Annotated in this window: 15 protein-coding genes; 9 read left to right on the forward strand and 6 right to left on the reverse strand. The window is 50.3% G+C overall.

Annotation, left to right across the window (positions count from 1 at the left end; translation table 11 throughout):
- The first annotated feature begins 30 nt into the window (after positions 1-30).
- Positions 31-729 carry a (5-formylfuran-3-yl)methyl phosphate synthase gene (locus tag PV02_RS01755; RefSeq protein ID WP_256621659.1) on the forward strand — a complete coding sequence of 233 codons (699 nt, stop codon included), beginning with the start codon at positions 31-33 and terminating at the stop codon, positions 727-729.
- Positions 730-829: 100 nt separating this feature from the next.
- Complete coding sequence (locus PV02_RS01760; RefSeq protein WP_256621661.1) at positions 830-3,070, forward strand: CDC48 family AAA ATPase; 2,241 nt, start codon at positions 830-832, stop codon at positions 3,068-3,070.
- Between the two features lie 36 nt (positions 3,071-3,106).
- Here the strand turns inward: PV02_RS01760 and PV02_RS01765 are convergent, their stop codons facing one another.
- Complete coding sequence (locus PV02_RS01765; RefSeq protein WP_256621663.1) at positions 3,107-5,254, reverse strand: methyl-accepting chemotaxis protein; 2,148 nt, start codon at positions 5,252-5,254, stop codon at positions 3,107-3,109.
- Between the two features lie 410 nt (positions 5,255-5,664).
- Here PV02_RS01765 and PV02_RS01770 point away from each other — a divergent pair, with 410 nt between their 5' ends.
- The 4 genes from PV02_RS01770 (at position 5,665) to PV02_RS01785 (ending at position 7,454) form a co-directional block, all read left to right on the forward strand.
- Positions 5,665-5,841, forward strand: coding sequence for an ATP-binding protein (locus PV02_RS01770; protein WP_256621665.1), 177 nt, complete (start codon positions 5,665-5,667; stop codon positions 5,839-5,841).
- 124 nt (positions 5,842-5,965) lie between these two features.
- On the forward strand, positions 5,966-6,493 hold the full coding sequence (locus PV02_RS01775; protein ID WP_256621666.1) for an SRPBCC family protein: 528 nt from the start codon (positions 5,966-5,968) through the stop codon (positions 6,491-6,493).
- Between the two features lie 51 nt (positions 6,494-6,544).
- On the forward strand, positions 6,545-7,027 hold the full coding sequence (locus tag PV02_RS01780) for an SRPBCC domain-containing protein (RefSeq protein ID WP_256621667.1): 483 nt from the start codon (positions 6,545-6,547) through the stop codon (positions 7,025-7,027).
- A gap of 232 nt (positions 7,028-7,259) precedes the next feature.
- Complete coding sequence (locus PV02_RS01785) at positions 7,260-7,454, forward strand: hypothetical protein (protein ID WP_256621668.1); 195 nt, start codon at positions 7,260-7,262, stop codon at positions 7,452-7,454.
- Between the two features lie 121 nt (positions 7,455-7,575).
- Here PV02_RS01785 and PV02_RS01790 read toward each other — a convergent pair whose 3' ends face one another.
- On the reverse strand, positions 7,576-10,194 hold the full coding sequence (locus tag PV02_RS01790) for an ATP-binding protein (RefSeq protein ID WP_256621669.1): 2,619 nt from the start codon (positions 10,192-10,194) through the stop codon (positions 7,576-7,578).
- Positions 10,195-10,231: 37 nt separating this feature from the next.
- Positions 10,232-10,603: a response regulator gene (locus PV02_RS01795; protein WP_256621670.1), complete on the reverse strand. Its 372-nt coding sequence runs from the start codon at positions 10,601-10,603 to the stop codon at positions 10,232-10,234.
- A gap of 178 nt (positions 10,604-10,781) precedes the next feature.
- Between PV02_RS01795 and PV02_RS01800 the strand changes: the two genes are divergently transcribed.
- Together PV02_RS01800 and PV02_RS01805 are read left to right on the forward strand one after the other, a co-directional pair.
- Entirely contained in the window at positions 10,782-11,492 is a 711-nt protein-coding gene (locus PV02_RS01800) for an RNA ligase partner protein (RefSeq protein ID WP_256621671.1), read from the forward strand.
- A 94-nt stretch (positions 11,493-11,586) separates the two neighbouring features.
- Complete coding sequence (locus tag PV02_RS01805) at positions 11,587-12,801, forward strand: methionine adenosyltransferase (RefSeq protein ID WP_256621672.1); 1,215 nt, start codon at positions 11,587-11,589, stop codon at positions 12,799-12,801.
- A gap of 7 nt (positions 12,802-12,808) precedes the next feature.
- On the opposite strand, the gene PV02_RS01810 is transcribed toward PV02_RS01805, so the two are convergent.
- The 3 genes from PV02_RS01810 to PV02_RS01820 are packed head-to-tail and all read right to left on the reverse strand — an operon-like array spanning position 12,809 to position 15,456.
- On the reverse strand, positions 12,809-13,660 hold the full coding sequence (locus tag PV02_RS01810; RefSeq protein WP_256621673.1) for a geranylgeranylglycerol-phosphate geranylgeranyltransferase: 852 nt from the start codon (positions 13,658-13,660) through the stop codon (positions 12,809-12,811).
- A 17-nt stretch (positions 13,661-13,677) separates the two neighbouring features.
- On the reverse strand, positions 13,678-14,598 hold the full coding sequence (gene nadA / locus PV02_RS01815; protein ID WP_256621674.1) for a quinolinate synthase NadA: 921 nt from the start codon (positions 14,596-14,598) through the stop codon (positions 13,678-13,680).
- A 42-nt stretch (positions 14,599-14,640) separates the two neighbouring features.
- On the reverse strand, positions 14,641-15,456 hold the full coding sequence (locus PV02_RS01820) for an aspartate dehydrogenase (RefSeq protein ID WP_256621675.1): 816 nt from the start codon (positions 15,454-15,456) through the stop codon (positions 14,641-14,643).
- Positions 15,457-15,592: 136 nt separating this feature from the next.
- Between PV02_RS01820 and nadC the strand changes: the two genes are divergently transcribed.
- On the forward strand, positions 15,593-16,417 hold the full coding sequence (nadC, locus tag PV02_RS01825) for a carboxylating nicotinate-nucleotide diphosphorylase (protein WP_256622129.1): 825 nt from the start codon (positions 15,593-15,595) through the stop codon (positions 16,415-16,417).
- The last annotated feature ends 110 nt before the right edge of the window (positions 16,418-16,527 follow it).

Consider the following 16,527-nt stretch of genomic DNA (forward strand, 5'->3'; position numbering starts at 1 on the left):
TCTGTCATGCTATAAAAAAGAGGTTATGCTATGAAGTTACTTGTCAGTCCCATTAGCCCTGAGGAGGCAATAGCAGCACACAAAGGTGGTGCTGACATAATCGATGTGAAGAATCCCAAGGAAGGTTCCCTTGGTGCTAATTTTCCCTGGGTCATAAGATCTGTTAAAGAGGCCATAGGCTCACAGAAGCCCATAAGTGCGACCATCGGGGACTTCAATTATAAGCCGGGTACTGCGTCCCTTGCCGCTCTGGGTGCTGCAGTTGCGGGTGCTCACTATATCAAGGTAGGCCTGTACGACGTCCACACGGAAGAGCAGGCGCTGGACATGCTTACCAACATAACACGCTCCGTCAAGGATCTTGACCCTTCCAAGAAGGTCGTTGCTTCGGGCTATTCCGATTACAGGAGAATCAATTCTATTTCCCCTCACCTGCTTCCTGCCATCGGTGCCCGGGCAGGTGTCGATGTGGTGATGGTGGATACCGGCATCAAGGACGGGCGCTCCACTTTCGAGTTCATGGACGAGGAGGAGCTGACGAGTTTCACAGACGCTATCAGGGACCAGGGTCTTGAGTCTGCACTTGCCGGCACTCTCAAGTTCGGTGACCTTCCAATGCTCAGGCGCATCAGGCCCGACATCATCGGCGTGCGTGGCATGGTATGCGGTGGCGACCGCACTTCCGTTATAAGGGAAGAGCTGGTTTCCAGACTGAAGAGCGAGATGTGATTTCTCTTCAGGTATTTTATCTGCTGTCGGGAATCTTTTTAAATTGCATTTGACCAATTACATAGCTAGCAGATGCTGTATGAAATTATGGTGATAAGAGTTGACTGAGGAAATTACCGTTAGTGTGGGACAAGCTTATCCCAGGGATGCGGGCCGGGGAATTGCAAGGCTTGACAAGGTCCTTATGGAATCTATCGGGGTTGTGAGCGGTGATATCGTTGAGATAAAGGGCAAGGAGAAATGCTATGCCATTGCCTGGCCGGGATATCCGGACGATGCGGGCAAGGAGATGATCCGCATAGACGGTAACCTCAGGAACAATGCAAAGGTCAGTATTGATGACAAGGTAACGGTCAGAAAGGTCACTGTCAGCGAGGCGGAGAAGATAAGCCTTGCTCCCACAAGGGAAACCAGGCTTGTGGGGGGCCCGCGCTTCATTCTCAGGATACTTGAAGGCCGCCCGGTGATAAAGGGACAGTCTGTCCGCGTGGAGGCTGTCAGCAATCCTGTTTCCTTCGTTGTGCTCTCAACAAGCCCGGCAGGTCCCGTGGTGGTCACAAGGAACACCCAGATACACATAAGAGAAAGTGCTGTGGTGCAGGAGGGGGTTTCCGGACAGATAACCTACGAAGACATAGGAGGTCTCAAGCGGGAACTGGGACTCGTGAGGGAAATGATAGAGCTGCCCCTGAAGCATCCCGAGCTCTTCCGGAAACTTGCAGTGGACCCTCCCAAGGGTGTTCTTTTGTACGGACCCCCAGGTACGGGGAAAACTCTGATTGCAAGGGCAGTGGCAAGTGAGACGGATGCAAACTTCATCTCTGTGAGCGGGCCGGAGGTTGTCTCCAAATACTACGGTGAGAGCGAGCACAAGCTGCGCCAGATCTTCGAGGAGGCAGAGAAGAACGCCCCCACAATCATATTCATAGACGAGATAGATTCCATTGCTCCCAAGCGTGACGAGGTATGGGGCGAAATGGAGCGCAGGATAGTGGCGCAACTGCTCTCCCTGATGGACGGTCTCGCATCAAGGGGTAAGGTCATAGTCATAGCTGCGACCAACCGCCCCAATTCCATTGACGAGGCCCTGCGCAGGGGAGGCAGGTTCGACCGCGAGATCGAGGTGGGGATACCTGACAGTGCCGGACGCTTACAGATACTGTTCGTCCATACAAGGGGCATGCCGCTGGAAGAAGGGCTTAACCTTGAGGAGATCGCTGCCGTTACCCACGGTTTTGTGGGTGCCGATCTCTCCTCCCTGTGCAAGGAGGCGGCTATGCACGCTCTCAGGCGCATGCTTCCTGACATGAGGATCGACGATGCGGAGGATGAGATACCTCCCGAGTTCATGGAAAGCCTGCAGGTGACCAGGAAGGATTTTGACGACGCCCTCAGGAACATCGAACCTTCGGCCATGCGTGAGGTCTTTGTGGAGGTGCCTTCAGTGAGATGGGCTGATATCGGCGGCCTGGATGCTGCCAAGCAGGAACTGTCCGAAGCTGTGGAATGGCCGCTGAAATATCCGGAACTCTTCGAGGCCGTCAATACAAGGCCTCCCCGCGGTATCATGCTCTTCGGCCCCCCGGGCACTGGAAAGACAATGCTGGCAAAGGCCGTGGCCACCGAGAGCGAGGCCAACTTCATCAGCATCAAGGGGCCTGAACTGCTGAGCCGCTATGTGGGCGAGTCCGAGCGTGCCGTACGAGAGACCTTCCGCAAGGCCAGGCAGGCTGCCCCTGCGGTGATATTCTTTGATGAGATCGATTCCATGGCATCAGAGCGTGGCTCCAGTATAGATGCCCATGCAAGCGAAAGAGTGGTGAGCCAGATACTCACGGAGATAGACGGGGTTGAGGAACTGAGGGACGTGGTGATAATCGCTGCAACCAACAGGCCCGACATAGTGGATCCTGCCCTGCTGCGGCCGGGACGCTTTGACCGGCTCATATACGTGCACCCTCCTGACATGGAAGGACGGCAGAAGATCTTCGGCATCCATCTTCAGGGGAAGCCCCTTGCGGATGATGTGAGTATCCGTGAGCTGGCGCACATGACCGAAGGCTATGTGGGTTCGGATATAGAGGCCATCTGCCGGGAAGCTTCCATGCTGGCCCTGCGTGAGGTCGTCACACCGGGCATAAGCAGGGACGAAGCCAGAGCCAGGGTAATGGGAATTAAGATAACGTCCGTCCATTTTGTGAAAGCCATACGCCGTGTCAAGCCCACTACTTCCCGCACTGCCATGAGTCTGTATGAGCAGGCTTCCGAGGCATTTGCAAGATATGCGGCCAACGAGGAGGAAAAGGTCCAGGACCTTGGCGGGGAGACCGGGTACCAGTAGCACTATAAAAAAGATGGATAAAAAGTGGAAAGGGACTTACTTCAGTCCCTTCCTGTTCTTCATGATATGGGGCGCATCAGCCTGTTCAGCAAGTTCCTCTCTGGCGAGAACGAACCTGTTTACCATTTCCTGCATTGCAACAGCCATGGCGGACAGCTCCTGTGAGCTGTGTGCGATCTCCTGCAGGGAGGCACTCTGTTGCTCTACGGCGGCAGATGTCTGTTCAGTTCCTGCGGCTGCTCCTTCTGAGATAGAGGTCACTTCCTCCACCGATGCAGTGATCTCTTCTATGGATGCGGATTGCTCCTGGGCTGCAGCGGCAATGTCCTGGACCATCTCGGCGGTCTTCATTGCTCCTTCTACTATCTCCTTCATAGCCCTGACAGTCTCGTTCAGAGCCTCAACACCGCTGGCTACAGTTACATTGCCCTTTTCAACAGATTGCACCACCACTCCCGTATCATGCTGTATCTGCTTGATAAGGCCGGATATTTCCTTTGCCGCGTCCCCTGACTCTTCTGCAAGCTTGCGCACTTCGTCTGCTACCACGGCAAACCCGCGCCCGTGCTCGCCAGCCCTTGCCGCCTCAATTGCTGCATTCAGTGCAAGCAGGTTGGTCTGGTCTGCGATATTTGTGATAAGGCTGACTATCTCTCCTATCTGTTTGGACTTATTGTCGAGTTCCTTGATCGCGGCTGCGGATTCCAGTGATGCTCTCTTGATCTCTTCCATCTGGGTCATCAGATTCTCTGACTTGTTCCCGACGGCCATGGTCTTTTTACTGGAGTCCGTGGATATCTCGGCAGACCTCTGGGCGTTGACGGCTATCTCCTGCACGCTTGAACTCATGTCGTCCATGGCACGTGAGATCTCCTGCGCTTTGGATGACTGGTCCAGAGCACCCTTTGCAATGCTGTTTATAGTGTGTGAGACCTGGCTTGATGCCGCTGTTATCTCCTCGATGGATGCAGACATTTCCTCCGAGGTGCTTGCAACGATATTTGCGTTCTTGCTGATATTCACTATTATGTCTGTGAGGGACCTCAGTATATCGTTCAATCCTCTTGGTATTGCCTCAAAATCGATCCCTACCGCAGTGTTTGCTCTTCGGTCAAGCTTTCCTTCAAGTGCGTCAGTGGATATCTGTTCGAAATCACTGACGATCTCTCTGATCGGGCGGGTGATGGAACGAGCTATGAGATATGCAATGCCTGCCATGGCAAGGATGGCCACTACCGATATGACAATGAGCTGGTTTCGCAGCTCCATCGCTCCTGCAAACATCTCTTCTTCGGGAATTGTCAGGACGAATGCGAAATCTGCCGTAGCCAGTGGCTCGTAGATCATGGCAACATTCTTACCGGTTGCCGGGTCGACCACCTGTATGTGCCCTCCAACTCCTCTCTTTATGTCTGAAGCCATCCTGTTTATTTCAGCATCATTGAAGTCTGAAAGGTACTTGGTGCCTATCCAGGATTTTTCAACAGGATGTGACATGAACATGCCTGAATTGCTTACCATGAAAGCGTAACCGGTGTCGAACATGCTTACCTGGGAAACCTCTTCATCGATATAATCCAGAGAAACATCCACGCCTGCTATACCTATGAATTTTCCGTTTTTCATAATGGGTGAGACATAGCTGACGATCATGGTACCATCGTACATATATGGTTCAAGTATGACGTCCTTTTTAAGGGACTTTGGCAGCAGGTAATAATCGGATGTGTCATAGTCTGCAAGCGGGGCGAGGGACGCACCACTGCCTGTTGCACTCCAGGTGGGAATGAACCTGCCTGTTGCATCATGTCCCTGAGTATTTGCAAAAGCTGCATCATTATTATCAAAGGCGTTTGCTTCATATCCTGCATAGGTCGCCAGGAGGCCAGGATTCTCAATAAGGAGGCTCCTCAGGATATCATTGGCTTCATCCCTGTCTGCACTCCCGTAGTTTCCCAGAGTGTGTGCTATTGTCTGACCAATGAGCTGATTGGCGCGCATATCACTGTCATATTTATATGCGTAACCTGTGGAAACACTTTCAGCCTGCTCGTAAGCCTGTTCGATGTTCTGGCTGGTTACTTTATCAACGATCATATAGGTACTGATAGACATCAATATGGTGACACTGACCACAATATACAGGATCAGTCTGCTGTTGATTGTCATTCTTTCAAAATTCATGATGGCCTCTTGCTTAATTTATATATTTTCAATGTATATGAATCAGAGAATTTACAGCTTAGGATATATATCTTTCTATTGTGCTTCTTTTCTCTCCGGTGTATTCATACTGTTTTGTAGCATCTGAAGAGAAACCTATATATATGCGAACTTTCCCCCCGGATGGGAAACTGTAAATCAACATGTATATAAATATATTTATTTTTAGTACTGAATTTCCTATTTTCGATTCCGTACATAAAAAAGAACGTCTCTCTGAAGTCCATTGGGCTTTGGTTCAAACCTGCTTCTCTTTCTTTCATGCTTTACACACTTGTATCCAAAGGCAAAACTCGACAGGTATTTATCAGAGAGTTCCAGACTAGGATAATAGTACCTTTGTAAAAAGGCGATCTGGGAGTGAAATATAAATGCCAGCTATTGTTGATAAAGAACTGTGTACAGGATGCGGGGTCTGTGTGGATTCCTGCCCGGTAGAAGCGATCTCAATGACCGATGAAGACCTCGCATTTGTTGATCCGGATACATGCGTTGACTGTGGGGATTGTGTGGAGATATGTCCTGTTGAAGCTATTTCCCTGAAATGAACGCTTAGCATTTTCTATTTTTGTTTTTGTGCACGCTCTGGTGATATGAATATTGCCGCTGCAACAAGAGTAGTTTCACTCAATGAGCATCACAGGGGTTTTTTCCAGATTAGGGGGAATGATTATGGATGAAAGTAAAGCAAAGGACGGCATGAGAACAAAAGACATTGGTGAAGGGCTTGTCATCACCCGCACCTTCGATGTACCTCGGGCTCGTGTATGGAAAGCGTGGACAGAGCCTGAAGAAGTAAAGCAGTGGTGGGGACCAAAAGGTTTCACATCACCTTTTGACAGGATAGACCTTCGTGTTGGAGGCTCCTATCTCTTCGGCATGCGATCACCTGAAGGAGATGACTACTGGAGCACCGGTGTTTACCGTGAGATAGAGCCACCGGAGAGGATCGTAGCTACCGATTCCTTTGCTGACGAGAACGGGAAAGTGGTCCCGGCTTCTTACTACGGTATGAGTGAGCAGTGGCCTCTTGAAATGCAGGCGACGTTCATGTTCGAAGAGCAGGGTGGCAAGACTAAGCTTACCCTCAGTTACCTGGATATTGATAATATAAGTGACACTGACCGGGAAAATATGAAGCAAGGGTGGAACGAATCCCTTGACAAACTATCTCAGCATCTGGAAAAAACCAAGTGTTAAGATGCGTGGAGCAATTCCTAAAAGCTGGTCTATGGATGAGAGGGATTAAAGATGACTAAAATCGATTTTAGCGTTGACAAAGAGAAGCTTGAAGTCGTGATGACGCACGTCTTTAACGCGCCCCGTGACGTGGTATGGGAAGTCTACACAAATCCGGATATGATACCCCAATGGTGGGGACCAGGAAATATGACCACAACTGTCGATAAAATGGAAGTCAAGGAAGGCGGTGTCTGGAGGTACATACAGAAGGATGAGCAAGGCAATGTGAATGGGTTTCACGGAGTCTATAAGGAAGTAAGGGAACCTGAGTTCCTTTCTGATACATTCAACTATGAACCGGTTGGTCCCGGGCACGAGTTAACGGAAACGCTAAGACTTGAAGAAATAGGAGAAGGAAAGACAAGAGCGGTTTCCACTTCTTATTTCAATTCAATTGAAGATATGGAAGGAGTGATGCAGCCCGGGATGGAAGAGGGAGCAGCCGAAACATACGACCGTTTCGATAAATTGCTGGAAAAGATACTAAAATAAAGCCCTGGATCAACTTTCATTTGCTGTTTGCAGCAACGGGTCACAAAGTCTTGCATGGCAGAATGCAAACCCCATCCATGCAGATGATACTGTATGACAGACGGTTCTCTCACTAAACTACTTCAGGATACGGCTTCTGAAATGAATGCATATCTCTTTGGTATTGCAACACCTGTCCTGTTCTCTGGACCCCGGGTATACCGGAAACAAATCTCAGGATGTGATGTAGGATGTGCGATCAGTCATTATTCCTGGAGTAGCCGTGCCTTGCGGGGCTTTCGAGTCACTTCCGGCAGGAAGGGCCGAATACACCAACACGCTCATGGCAGCCACTGCAACCCTCCGGCTGATTGCATTCCAGCTGGCCGGGCTCATTGAGACGAACAGTTACAGTGTAATGATAGTGCCTGCAGAGGGTGCGAGTTAGATACTGGTATGCAGATCGGGAAACGCTCAAGGCGGATATGCCCATTAAGCGCGCAGCCTGTCATGCAGGACTAGGTGACCTGTGCTGCGGACTGAAGGTATGTCCGCATGAATATGCCTTTCTATGTGCGCTGTTCAGCTGTTGCCTTCACAGTCTTCCCGGTGCGCGTGTCTGAAACATCCTTTCTGATCCTTTCAAGTGTGGCAATGAGGGCCTCTTTTGGCACAGGCTTGATGAAATAATCCACTGTCCCCCACACTTTACCCATTTCCTTCTCGTCAAGCATGGAAGTGATGATCACAGGTATGTCCTTTGTCTGTTCCTCATCTTTCAGATGCTTCAGGACATCCCATCCATCCATGCCAGGCATCATGAGGTCGAGGGTGATGGCAAACGGTTTCAGTTTGCCGGCAAGCAGTAGTGCTTCTTTTCCGCAGCAAGCGGATGCTACCCGGTAGCCTTCCCTTTCCAGGGTGGCTTCGATGAGCTCTCTTGAATTATCATCGTCCTCCACCACGAGGATCAGTGGTTCGGCACCAATTATAGCTGCTGAATTGCCTGTGCCGTGAGCAGGCCGACCCTCCAAGCCATCAACCTCGTGTGTCTCTTCCGGGATCGCTTCCTCATTCATGCTTTTGATCAGGGGCAGTTCGAATGTAAAGGTTGTACCCTCTCCTGGTTTACTCTCAACCCATATGCGCCCGTTCTGGATCTCCACGAACTTCTTTACGAGGGAAAGCCCAAGCCCGGTTCCCTCGTACTGCCTGTTGATAGCAGAATCCAGTTGTGTGAATGGCTGGAAAAGCTTGCTGATGTCTTCATCGGATATCCCTATTCCCGTATCCCTGACCACAAAGACAGCCATGTCTCCCTTCTGGCTTGCATGCACACTCACGCTCCCGTCCTTGGGTGTGAACTTTATAGCATTGCTGATCAGGTTGAAGAGTATCTGCTTGAACCTGGTCTTATCGGCATAGATCGTCTCGAGCCTGTCATCTTTGAAAAACTCAACCCTGAGCTGCTTTTTCACAGCCATGGGCGAGATGAGCTGCCTTACTTCAATGAATACTTCTGCGACAGAGAACAGCTGGTTATCAAGTTCCATCTTGTTTGCTTCTATCTTGGAGATATCCAGCACATTATTTATGATCGACAGCAAATGTTTGCCGCTTGCTGCTATATTCATGATGAACCGCTTCTGGGTGTCGGATATTTCTCCGGTGCCTCCGCTTGTTATCAGCTCAGAGAAGCCGATAATGGAGTTGAGCGGTGTTCTCAGTTCGTGGCTCATGGTTGTAAGGAAATCACTCTTGGCACGGTTTGCAGCTTCTGCTGTGATCCTGGCCTGGATGAGTTTCTCCTCTGCGTCCTTCATTTTTGTAAGGTCGACAAAGCTCTCTATGAAATAGTCCTTACCCTGGAGGGTCACGGGCACTACTGATTTGAGAACCCAGACTTTCTGACCCTGGGCATTGATGATCATGCGTTCGGACCTGTTCACGCTCATTCCAAGGTCGCTTATCGGGCATTTACCTTTCTCGGCGGGGCATATGAAATCATGACACTCCCTGCCCACTATCTTTTCCTTCGGCAGGCCGATGATCTCTTCGGCAGCAGGGTTCACATCGACTATCACATGTGTGTGAGAATCCAGAATTATAGCTCCGCTGATTATGTTTGTAAGTACTGCTTCCATCTTCTGCTGGTTCTCACGCTCTACAGCCTGTATCTTCTCCTTATTCTGCTCCAGCGATTGCAGCATGTAATTGATATTGTCTGCAAGCATGTACAGTTCGTCGTCCCCGTCCATCCTCACACGGGAAGAGAGCGATCCGCTCTCGGTAATAGCGCTAAGGTTACTGCTCAGGAGCGTCAGGCGTGACAGCACGGATTTTTCTATCATTAACATGAGAACTATCCCATAGATAGCTCCTATAACGATTATAGCATACAACACGTAATGTACGGCAGACTGTCCCTGCCGGTACACATCCCTTGGCATTTCCACATCCAGGGCCAGTGAAGGAACACCGTTGATGTCTTTCAATATTGCAGTGCCGATGACAGTGCTTTCATCCATATAATCGATTCTTATGGGGTCACTGCCCTGGGCCCGGGTTGAGCCTTGAAATGCAGCTGGGGCCTCAGGCTCCAGATCGCTGACACTGATGGACAGCTGGGTAATGCCCCCCATTTCTTCAACAAATTCAGGATCAAGGAACCTTGCAATGACGATAGTACCTGCAACCGTCGGGTCCGTCGTACTTGGAGTTATAGCACTTGTCCCGACTATCATGGGACCTTCAGGAGTGCTTATGATGCCTGAGACATATTTTCCGAGGGAGGGTTCTGAATATAGCATTTCTTCTTTGCTTATATAATCCCTGAAAATATCTGTTATTTGCCTTTCTTCATAGGCATGATGATCCACTCCTGCAATGTAGTACAGTTCGCCTGAGGCATCAAAGAACATCATCATGTCTATCTCCAGATTAGACAGGGATCCTACGTCAAGGTTATTTTCAATATAAGCATCGTCCCCATGCATAAAATAGAACGTGTCACTCCACTGGCCCCAGTCCTTTGCTGTGGCTGTAAGGCGCTTTGTCTGGGAGTCAACAGCTTCAGTAGCCCTGAGAACATTCTTTGTGACCTCTCTTTCCTCAAGCTGTGAAAAGCTGTCATGCATTATCGACCCGGTGATCACTGCAAGCAGGACGAACAGACAGATGAAGGTCACGGTAAGGAATATGAGAGTCCTGTTGCGTATCTTCAGGTTATTTTCCTCCAGCTGACACGTATGACAGAACCTTGCCTACAAAGGTAGGAACATCGATCGGCTTTGAGATATACCCTGAGCAGCCTGCACTGATGAACTTCTGTTCGTCTCCCTGCATAGCATGGGCTGTCAGTGCGATTATAGGAGCGCCCATGGATTCAATATTATTTATATTCCTGATCACTTCGATGCCGTCCATCCCCGGTAGCTGGATATCGAGCAGTATAAGGTCAAAACAATTGTTCCTTATTTTGTCAAGTGCCTCCGGTCCATCAAAGGCCTGCATGACCTCGATACCTCCGGCCGTGAGAATAAAGGTGACAAGCTCCATGTTCATGGGGTTGTCCTCTACAACAAGTACTCTGGTCATATTATCCTGATCTGTGATATGATAGTTTAAATTATAGGGTATATATATTTATTTTGATGTACTTCGATTTGTATTTCCCGCAGGTTCCGGGACTAGCAAAAATACTTAACCTTGCGGCTCCCTTTATTAATTGGAAGGCCCCTCTTAGAGGAAGCCTGTGCTTAACTCAGGGAGTAATATGTTAAGGCAGCGTTTTGTTCTGGATACTACTGCGCTTACCGACCTGCAGGCCCGCGAGAAGCTGGATGTCGCAGGCATGTGTGACGGAATGAGAAAAGTGCTGGAACTGATAGCTTCTGCACGCCTGCAGCTTGGCATCAGTTGCTATGTACCTTTCCCTTCAGTGTATAACGAGCTGCGTGAGTTCGCACAGAACAACGGCTGCGATGCCGATGTGATAGCAAAGATAGACACGTGGCTTGTGAAAAAGGCTCCTGACAGGTATAATGTGCAGATCCCGTCCAAGGTGTTCCATGAGTATGTCTCTCACATGAGGGAACGCATAAACAAGGGAATGGTGATTGCTGAGGAGACGATATGGGAATCGTCCACGGACTGCCTGCTCATCCAGACCAAAGCAGATAACAAGAAGGATATTGAGGCCGAGATAGAGCGTGGCGTCATCGGTGTCCATATCGGCAAGTTCAGGAATAAGTACCGCAGCGCCCTGCGTTACGGCATTCTTGACAGTGCTCCTGATATTGACGTGCTTATCCTTGCCAGGGAGCTCGAGGCAGCGGTTGTCGCGAGTGACTTCGGTATACAGAAATGGGCCGAGGAACTTGGGGTAAGGTTCGTTCCTGCAAGTACATTTCCCATGATATTGCAGGAGTACCTGGAACATGCACCCTTAGCCACTCTTCCCCTGGACAGGGAATCAGATATCTGATCAACTTTAAGGCACCCCGGCACGGCTACCAGCCATGTGTCGGGACTATATCTAAATGACAGGAGCACATGTAGGGGCACATGGGGGTTAATGAATGAGGAACATTTCAGTAGAGGAATTCAGGGCGTCCTGCGCTGCTGCGCAGAACCTTGAAATAGTGGAAAGGAAAGGAAAAGGACATCCTGACAGTATATGCGATGCTGTGATGGACCGGATATCCGTGAATCTGTCCGGGGAGTATCTGCAGCGTTTTGGCACCATACTCCATCATAATACGGACAAGTGCCTGCTCGTTGCCGGGGAGACGGCAGGTATCTTTGGCGGTGGTATGGTGGTAAACCCCATGTTACTGGTTATCGGTGACCGCGCTACCTTCGAAGTGGAGGGAGAGGAGATAGACGTATGCGGTATAGCCATCGACACGGCCACCGGCTGGTTCGACGAGAACCTGCGTTTTGTCAAGCCAGAGCATGTTGACTACCAGGTGGAGCTCAAGCCCGGCTCCTCGGAACTGACAGACATCTTCAGGAGGGGAGGTGAACTCCTGGGGGCAAATGATACATCTGCAGCTGTGGGTTATGCGCCTCTGTCCTTTACGGAGAGGATGGTAATGGACACTGAGAAGTATCTAAACTCTGCCGGTTTCAAGGAGAAGTATCCTGAATCGGGTGAAGATATCAAGGTGATGGGTGTCAGGAGGGGCAAGAACTTCGATATGACTGTGGCAATGCCTCTTATAGACACTTTTGTTGAGTCCGAGGAACACTACTTCCGGATGAAGGATGACCTGCTGGACGCCATGCAGGTCTATATGGCCGACTACCTGGAGGAAAAGGAGGTTTCCGTTAACACTTCTCTCAAACTGAACAATCTTGATGTTCCCGGACGCGGCCTGGAAGGTATCTATACCAGTGTCACAGGTACCTCGGCCGAGGACGCGGACTGTGGTCAGGTGGGTCGCGGCAATCGTGTCAATGGCATCATATCTCTCACGCGGCCTGCAAGCAGTGAGGCAGCGGCCGGCAAGAATCCTGTAAGCCATGTGGGCAAGATATACAATATACTCTCTCACCGGATAGCCGACAGGATACACACTAACGTGCCGGATGTGGAAGAGGCCTATGTGTGGCTGTTGAGCGATATAGGCGTCCCCATAGACCAGCCAAAGGTCGCAGCAGCGCAGCTTGTAATGAAAAAGGGTGCTGTGGAATCTGTGAGGGAGGAGGTCACGGAGGTAATTGATACAGAACTGGAGAATATCCGGCAGTTCACCATGGAGCTCGCAAGGGGAATGATATCGCTCTATTAGGCCTGCCTCAGGCCCCGGCAAGGAAGGATACCAGTGCAAAGGCCATTGCCATCTTGAACATGCGGGATGACCCGGCAGGATCTCCTTTTCCCAGTATCCTGTAGACAGCGGCCGCAAACAGCAGATCGGCCACAGCTACCAGGAAGAGGTACCTCACACTCATGAGGGACTGCAGGTAGGGCAGCGGACTGGCCAGTACAGCCACAAGGCCTATGGAAGCTGCAAGATATGCCGAACTCCTGGCCCCGATGACTATGGGCAGGGTGCGTGCGCCGTCTTTCATATCTCCGTCCATGTCCTCGATATCCTTGACTATCTCCCTGGCAACCGTTGCAAGAGTTGCGAGCAGGAAAAGCACGAACACGCTTTCAAGCCCTCCTCTCTCAAAGAAGACTGCGCCTCCGAACAGGAATGTCGATCCGGTGAGATAACCCACTGTAAGGTTCCCGAGGAGTGCCGTGCGTTTGAGCGTGCTTGCGTAGTATATCAATAGCAGGGAGTTGAAGAGTGCTATGAGTCCGCAGGGGACGTTGATAAGAAAAGCGGATGCTGTCCCCAAGCCAAACAGTGCAAGCGAGAAATATAAGGCTGCAGGGATGCTGATCCTTCCGGAGGGAATTGGCCTGTTCGGCTTGTTGATCCGGTCTATCTCAACATCATAATAGTCATTAATAGCATTCCCGGCTCCTGTCACCAGGAAAACGGTGAGGAAGACCAGCGCAGACCCGCAGAAGGGGAAGAGCACGGTATCCGGGGCATTAGCTGCCAGTATATTGTATGCAATGAACACTCCAATGGTGGCTGCTATTGCAGCCATGATGCAATTGCCATAGCGCATCAGTTCCAGGTATGCTTTCATTTTTGCGGCTCCCGTACCTATCTGTTCCTTTTGACAGCAAGCATGCGGTCAAGTGCGCGCCTCGCCTTGACCCTTATATCCTCAGGGACCGATATGACATGCTGCCTCCTCTCAAGACTGAACATAAGAGCTTCGATGTCTATTGCTTTCATCTCGGGGCAAACGGCAAATTCTGATGCAAAATAGAACCTCTTGCCGGGATTATCCTGCTCCAGCTTATGCAGGATGCCTTTTTCAGTTGCAATGATGAACTCTTCGGCAGGCGACCTGCTGACATGATCAAGCATGCCGGTGGTGCTGAATACCCTGTCGGAGAGTTCAAGGACCTCTCTGCGGCACTCCGGGTGGGAAAGCACCTCTGCACCCGGGTGTTCCTCTTTTGCCCCGATGATGTCGCTCACAAGTATCTGGTTGTGTGTGGGGCAGTAGCCGCTCCACGGAATTATTCTCTTGCTGGTGTTGCAGGCTACGTAATCTGCAAGGTTCCTGTCGGGTACGAAGAGTACTTCTTCCTCTTCAAGGGAGTTGACAACCTCGACAGCATTTGCCGAGGTGCAGCATATGTCACTTTCTGCCTTGACCTCCGCAGTCGAGTTCACATAACATACGACCGCAGCATGGGGGTGTTTCTTCTTCTCTTTGCGCAGGGCTGAGGCCGTGACCATGGAGGCCATGGGGCATCCCGCATACAGCTCCGGAAGCAGCACGGTCTTATGAGGGCTCAGGATAGCTGCACTCTCTGCCATGAAATGGACGCCGCAGAAGACTATCACATCTGCTTCCTGCTGCATGGCCTGCTGGCTGAGTCCGAGGGAGTCTCCTGTAAAATCAGCTATGTCCTGAATCTCGCCTCTCTCGTAGTTGTGAGCGAGTATGACCGCATTATGCAGACCTTTCAGTTCATTGATCCTTTCAATTGTCTTTTTCATGTCCTGCATGGGATTCACTGGCAGATGACCGGTTATGTATGAATGGGCCCTTCAGGTTCCTACCTGCAGGGGGCTTGATATCTTTTTCAAGGTCGCGATTGCGGACAGCTGTGCGAGGTAGCTTGTCTTCGGGTTAGCCGGGGAGGGGACATTCTCAACCTTTGAGCTGAATTCCCCGAAAGCACCCTTGACTGTGATCTCGTGTATGTTGCGCGTGACAGAAGGGTCGGCGATCACTCTCACCAGGGTTCTTTCAAACCCTATTCCTGCAACGCTTAAGGTGGCCGCTACATTGACATTTGCAGGGAATGCTTTCACAGCATCCTTTGCCGGTCCCTCGAAAAGCACGGTAGCATCGCTTATGCTATCCAGGTCGATGTTGTTCATAACAACAAAAGGTGAGCCTGCAAGTCCTTGCGGTGGCTTCCGGGTTGTGATGGTGACCGAGTGGATTTCCCCGATTGATGCGGACTTGAGGCCGTCGAGGCCTGCAATGGCACCGGAAGGAAGGTACACCTTGCAGCTGTTCTCTGATGCAAGCTCCTCTATCCTGTTGCGCAGCCCTTCGTCTGCAAGCGCCCCGACACTCAGTATCAGTACGTCACAGTGAGAAGTCAGTGCAAGAGGCACAACATCATGGACCGCTTCCTGTGAGGCACATTCCACAAGAAGATCGATGTGCTTGACCATTTTAGCAATTTCCATGAACTCAGGACTGAATCTGCTGAACTGTCCTCTGAGCTTCTCGGCATCGCAGGCATTCCTGTCGTAGACCGCTATCAGTTCGGCTTTCACGACTCCTTCATCTATAGCCCTGCATATCCCTCTGCCTATGGTCCCGCAGCCTACGACTCCTATCCTGAGCATCCTTCACACCATGGAATTGCGTACAATGAACGCTATTTTTACTCCACTGCTTACATTGATTATTTAAGTAGGTTTTCCTTGCAAACTGAAAGCATATAAATCTCTTGAAGATAATTATCCCAGGGTGAAAGAAAGGATGCTCATAACTGAGATCGAACGTTTTCTGGAAGAAGACCTTGGATATAATGACATATCCTGTACACTTGTTCCTGACAGGGAGATAGAAGCTGTCATTTTCACAAAAGAGGACTGTGTCCTGGCCGGGCTGGATGTTGCAAGGTCCTTCTTTGACTATCTCGGAATACATGCCGTTACTACCCTCTCAGATGGTGACAGGCTTGCAAAGGGAACTACCATATTCACTCTCTCCGGCAGCTCGGTATCCATACTCAGGGCAGAGCGTCTGGTTCTCAATTTCCTTGGCCACCTGTGCGGCATTGCAACACTGACGCGCAGGTGTGTGGACATAGTTGCGCCCGTGCCAGGCGTCAGGATCGCCTGTACGAGAAAAACAACTCCAGGCCTGCGCAAGTATGAGAAACTGGCAGTCATTGCAGGAGGTGGCGACCCGCACAGGTTCAACCTCTCGGATACTGTCATGATCAAGGACAACCATGTCAATATGATGGGTGTTGAAGCTGCCCTGAGATCTGCAAGGCAGAAGGCAAGCTTTACCCAGAAGATTGAGATCGAGGTCGAGTCGGCAGAGGATGCGTTAAGAGCTGCGGCGCTGGGAGCTGACATTATAATGCTGGATAACATGACCCCCTCTCAGGTCGCTCAAACAACGGCCAGTCTCAGGGAGGCTAGAATTGCCGAGCACATAGTGATTGAAGTATCCGGAGGCATCGGCCCCGATGATCTTGATGCCTATGCCAAAACAGGTGTTGATGTGATCTCCATGGGTTCTCTTATACATCAGGCTCGCTGGATAGATGTCAGCCTTGAGTTTTCTGATTAAAATAGTAAGATTTAATATATATTGTCCCTCATATGCCTCGATTAGATAACACAAGCTTTATATTAAACGCAGCATATTTATCAAGTTATAAGGAACACTATAATTTGATA

The sequence above is a fragment of the Methanolobus chelungpuianus genome (assembly GCF_024500045.1).
In the GTDB taxonomy this organism is placed as follows: Archaea; Halobacteriota; Methanosarcinia; order Methanosarcinales; family Methanosarcinaceae; genus Methanolobus; species Methanolobus chelungpuianus.

What these genes read in the sequence shown, in the direction of transcription:
- PV02_RS01755 (WP_256621659.1), top strand. Translation starts at nt 31, where the DNA reads ATGAAGTTACTTGTCAGTCCCATTAGCCCTGAGGAGGCAATAGCAGCA.
- PV02_RS01765 (WP_256621663.1), bottom strand. Translation starts at nt 5,254, where the DNA reads ATGAATTTTGAAAGAATGACAATCAACAGCAGACTGATCCTGTATATT.
- PV02_RS01770 (WP_256621665.1), top strand. Translation starts at nt 5,665, where the DNA reads ATGCCAGCTATTGTTGATAAAGAACTGTGTACAGGATGCGGGGTCTGT.
- PV02_RS01775 (WP_256621666.1), top strand. Translation starts at nt 5,966, where the DNA reads ATGGATGAAAGTAAAGCAAAGGACGGCATGAGAACAAAAGACATTGGT.
- PV02_RS01780 (WP_256621667.1), top strand. Translation starts at nt 6,545, where the DNA reads ATGACTAAAATCGATTTTAGCGTTGACAAAGAGAAGCTTGAAGTCGTG.
- PV02_RS01795 (WP_256621670.1), bottom strand. Translation starts at nt 10,603, where the DNA reads ATGACCAGAGTACTTGTTGTAGAGGACAACCCCATGAACATGGAGCTT.
- PV02_RS01800 (WP_256621671.1), top strand. Translation starts at nt 10,782, where the DNA reads ATGTTAAGGCAGCGTTTTGTTCTGGATACTACTGCGCTTACCGACCTG.
- PV02_RS01805 (WP_256621672.1), top strand. Translation starts at nt 11,587, where the DNA reads ATGAGGAACATTTCAGTAGAGGAATTCAGGGCGTCCTGCGCTGCTGCG.
- PV02_RS01810 (WP_256621673.1), bottom strand. Translation starts at nt 13,660, where the DNA reads ATGAAAGCATACCTGGAACTGATGCGCTATGGCAATTGCATCATGGCT.
- nadA (WP_256621674.1), bottom strand. Translation starts at nt 14,598, where the DNA reads ATGCAGGACATGAAAAAGACAATTGAAAGGATCAATGAACTGAAAGGT.
- PV02_RS01820 (WP_256621675.1), bottom strand. Translation starts at nt 15,456, where the DNA reads ATGCTCAGGATAGGAGTCGTAGGCTGCGGGACCATAGGCAGAGGGATA.
- nadC (WP_256622129.1), top strand. Translation starts at nt 15,593, where the DNA reads ATGCTCATAACTGAGATCGAACGTTTTCTGGAAGAAGACCTTGGATAT.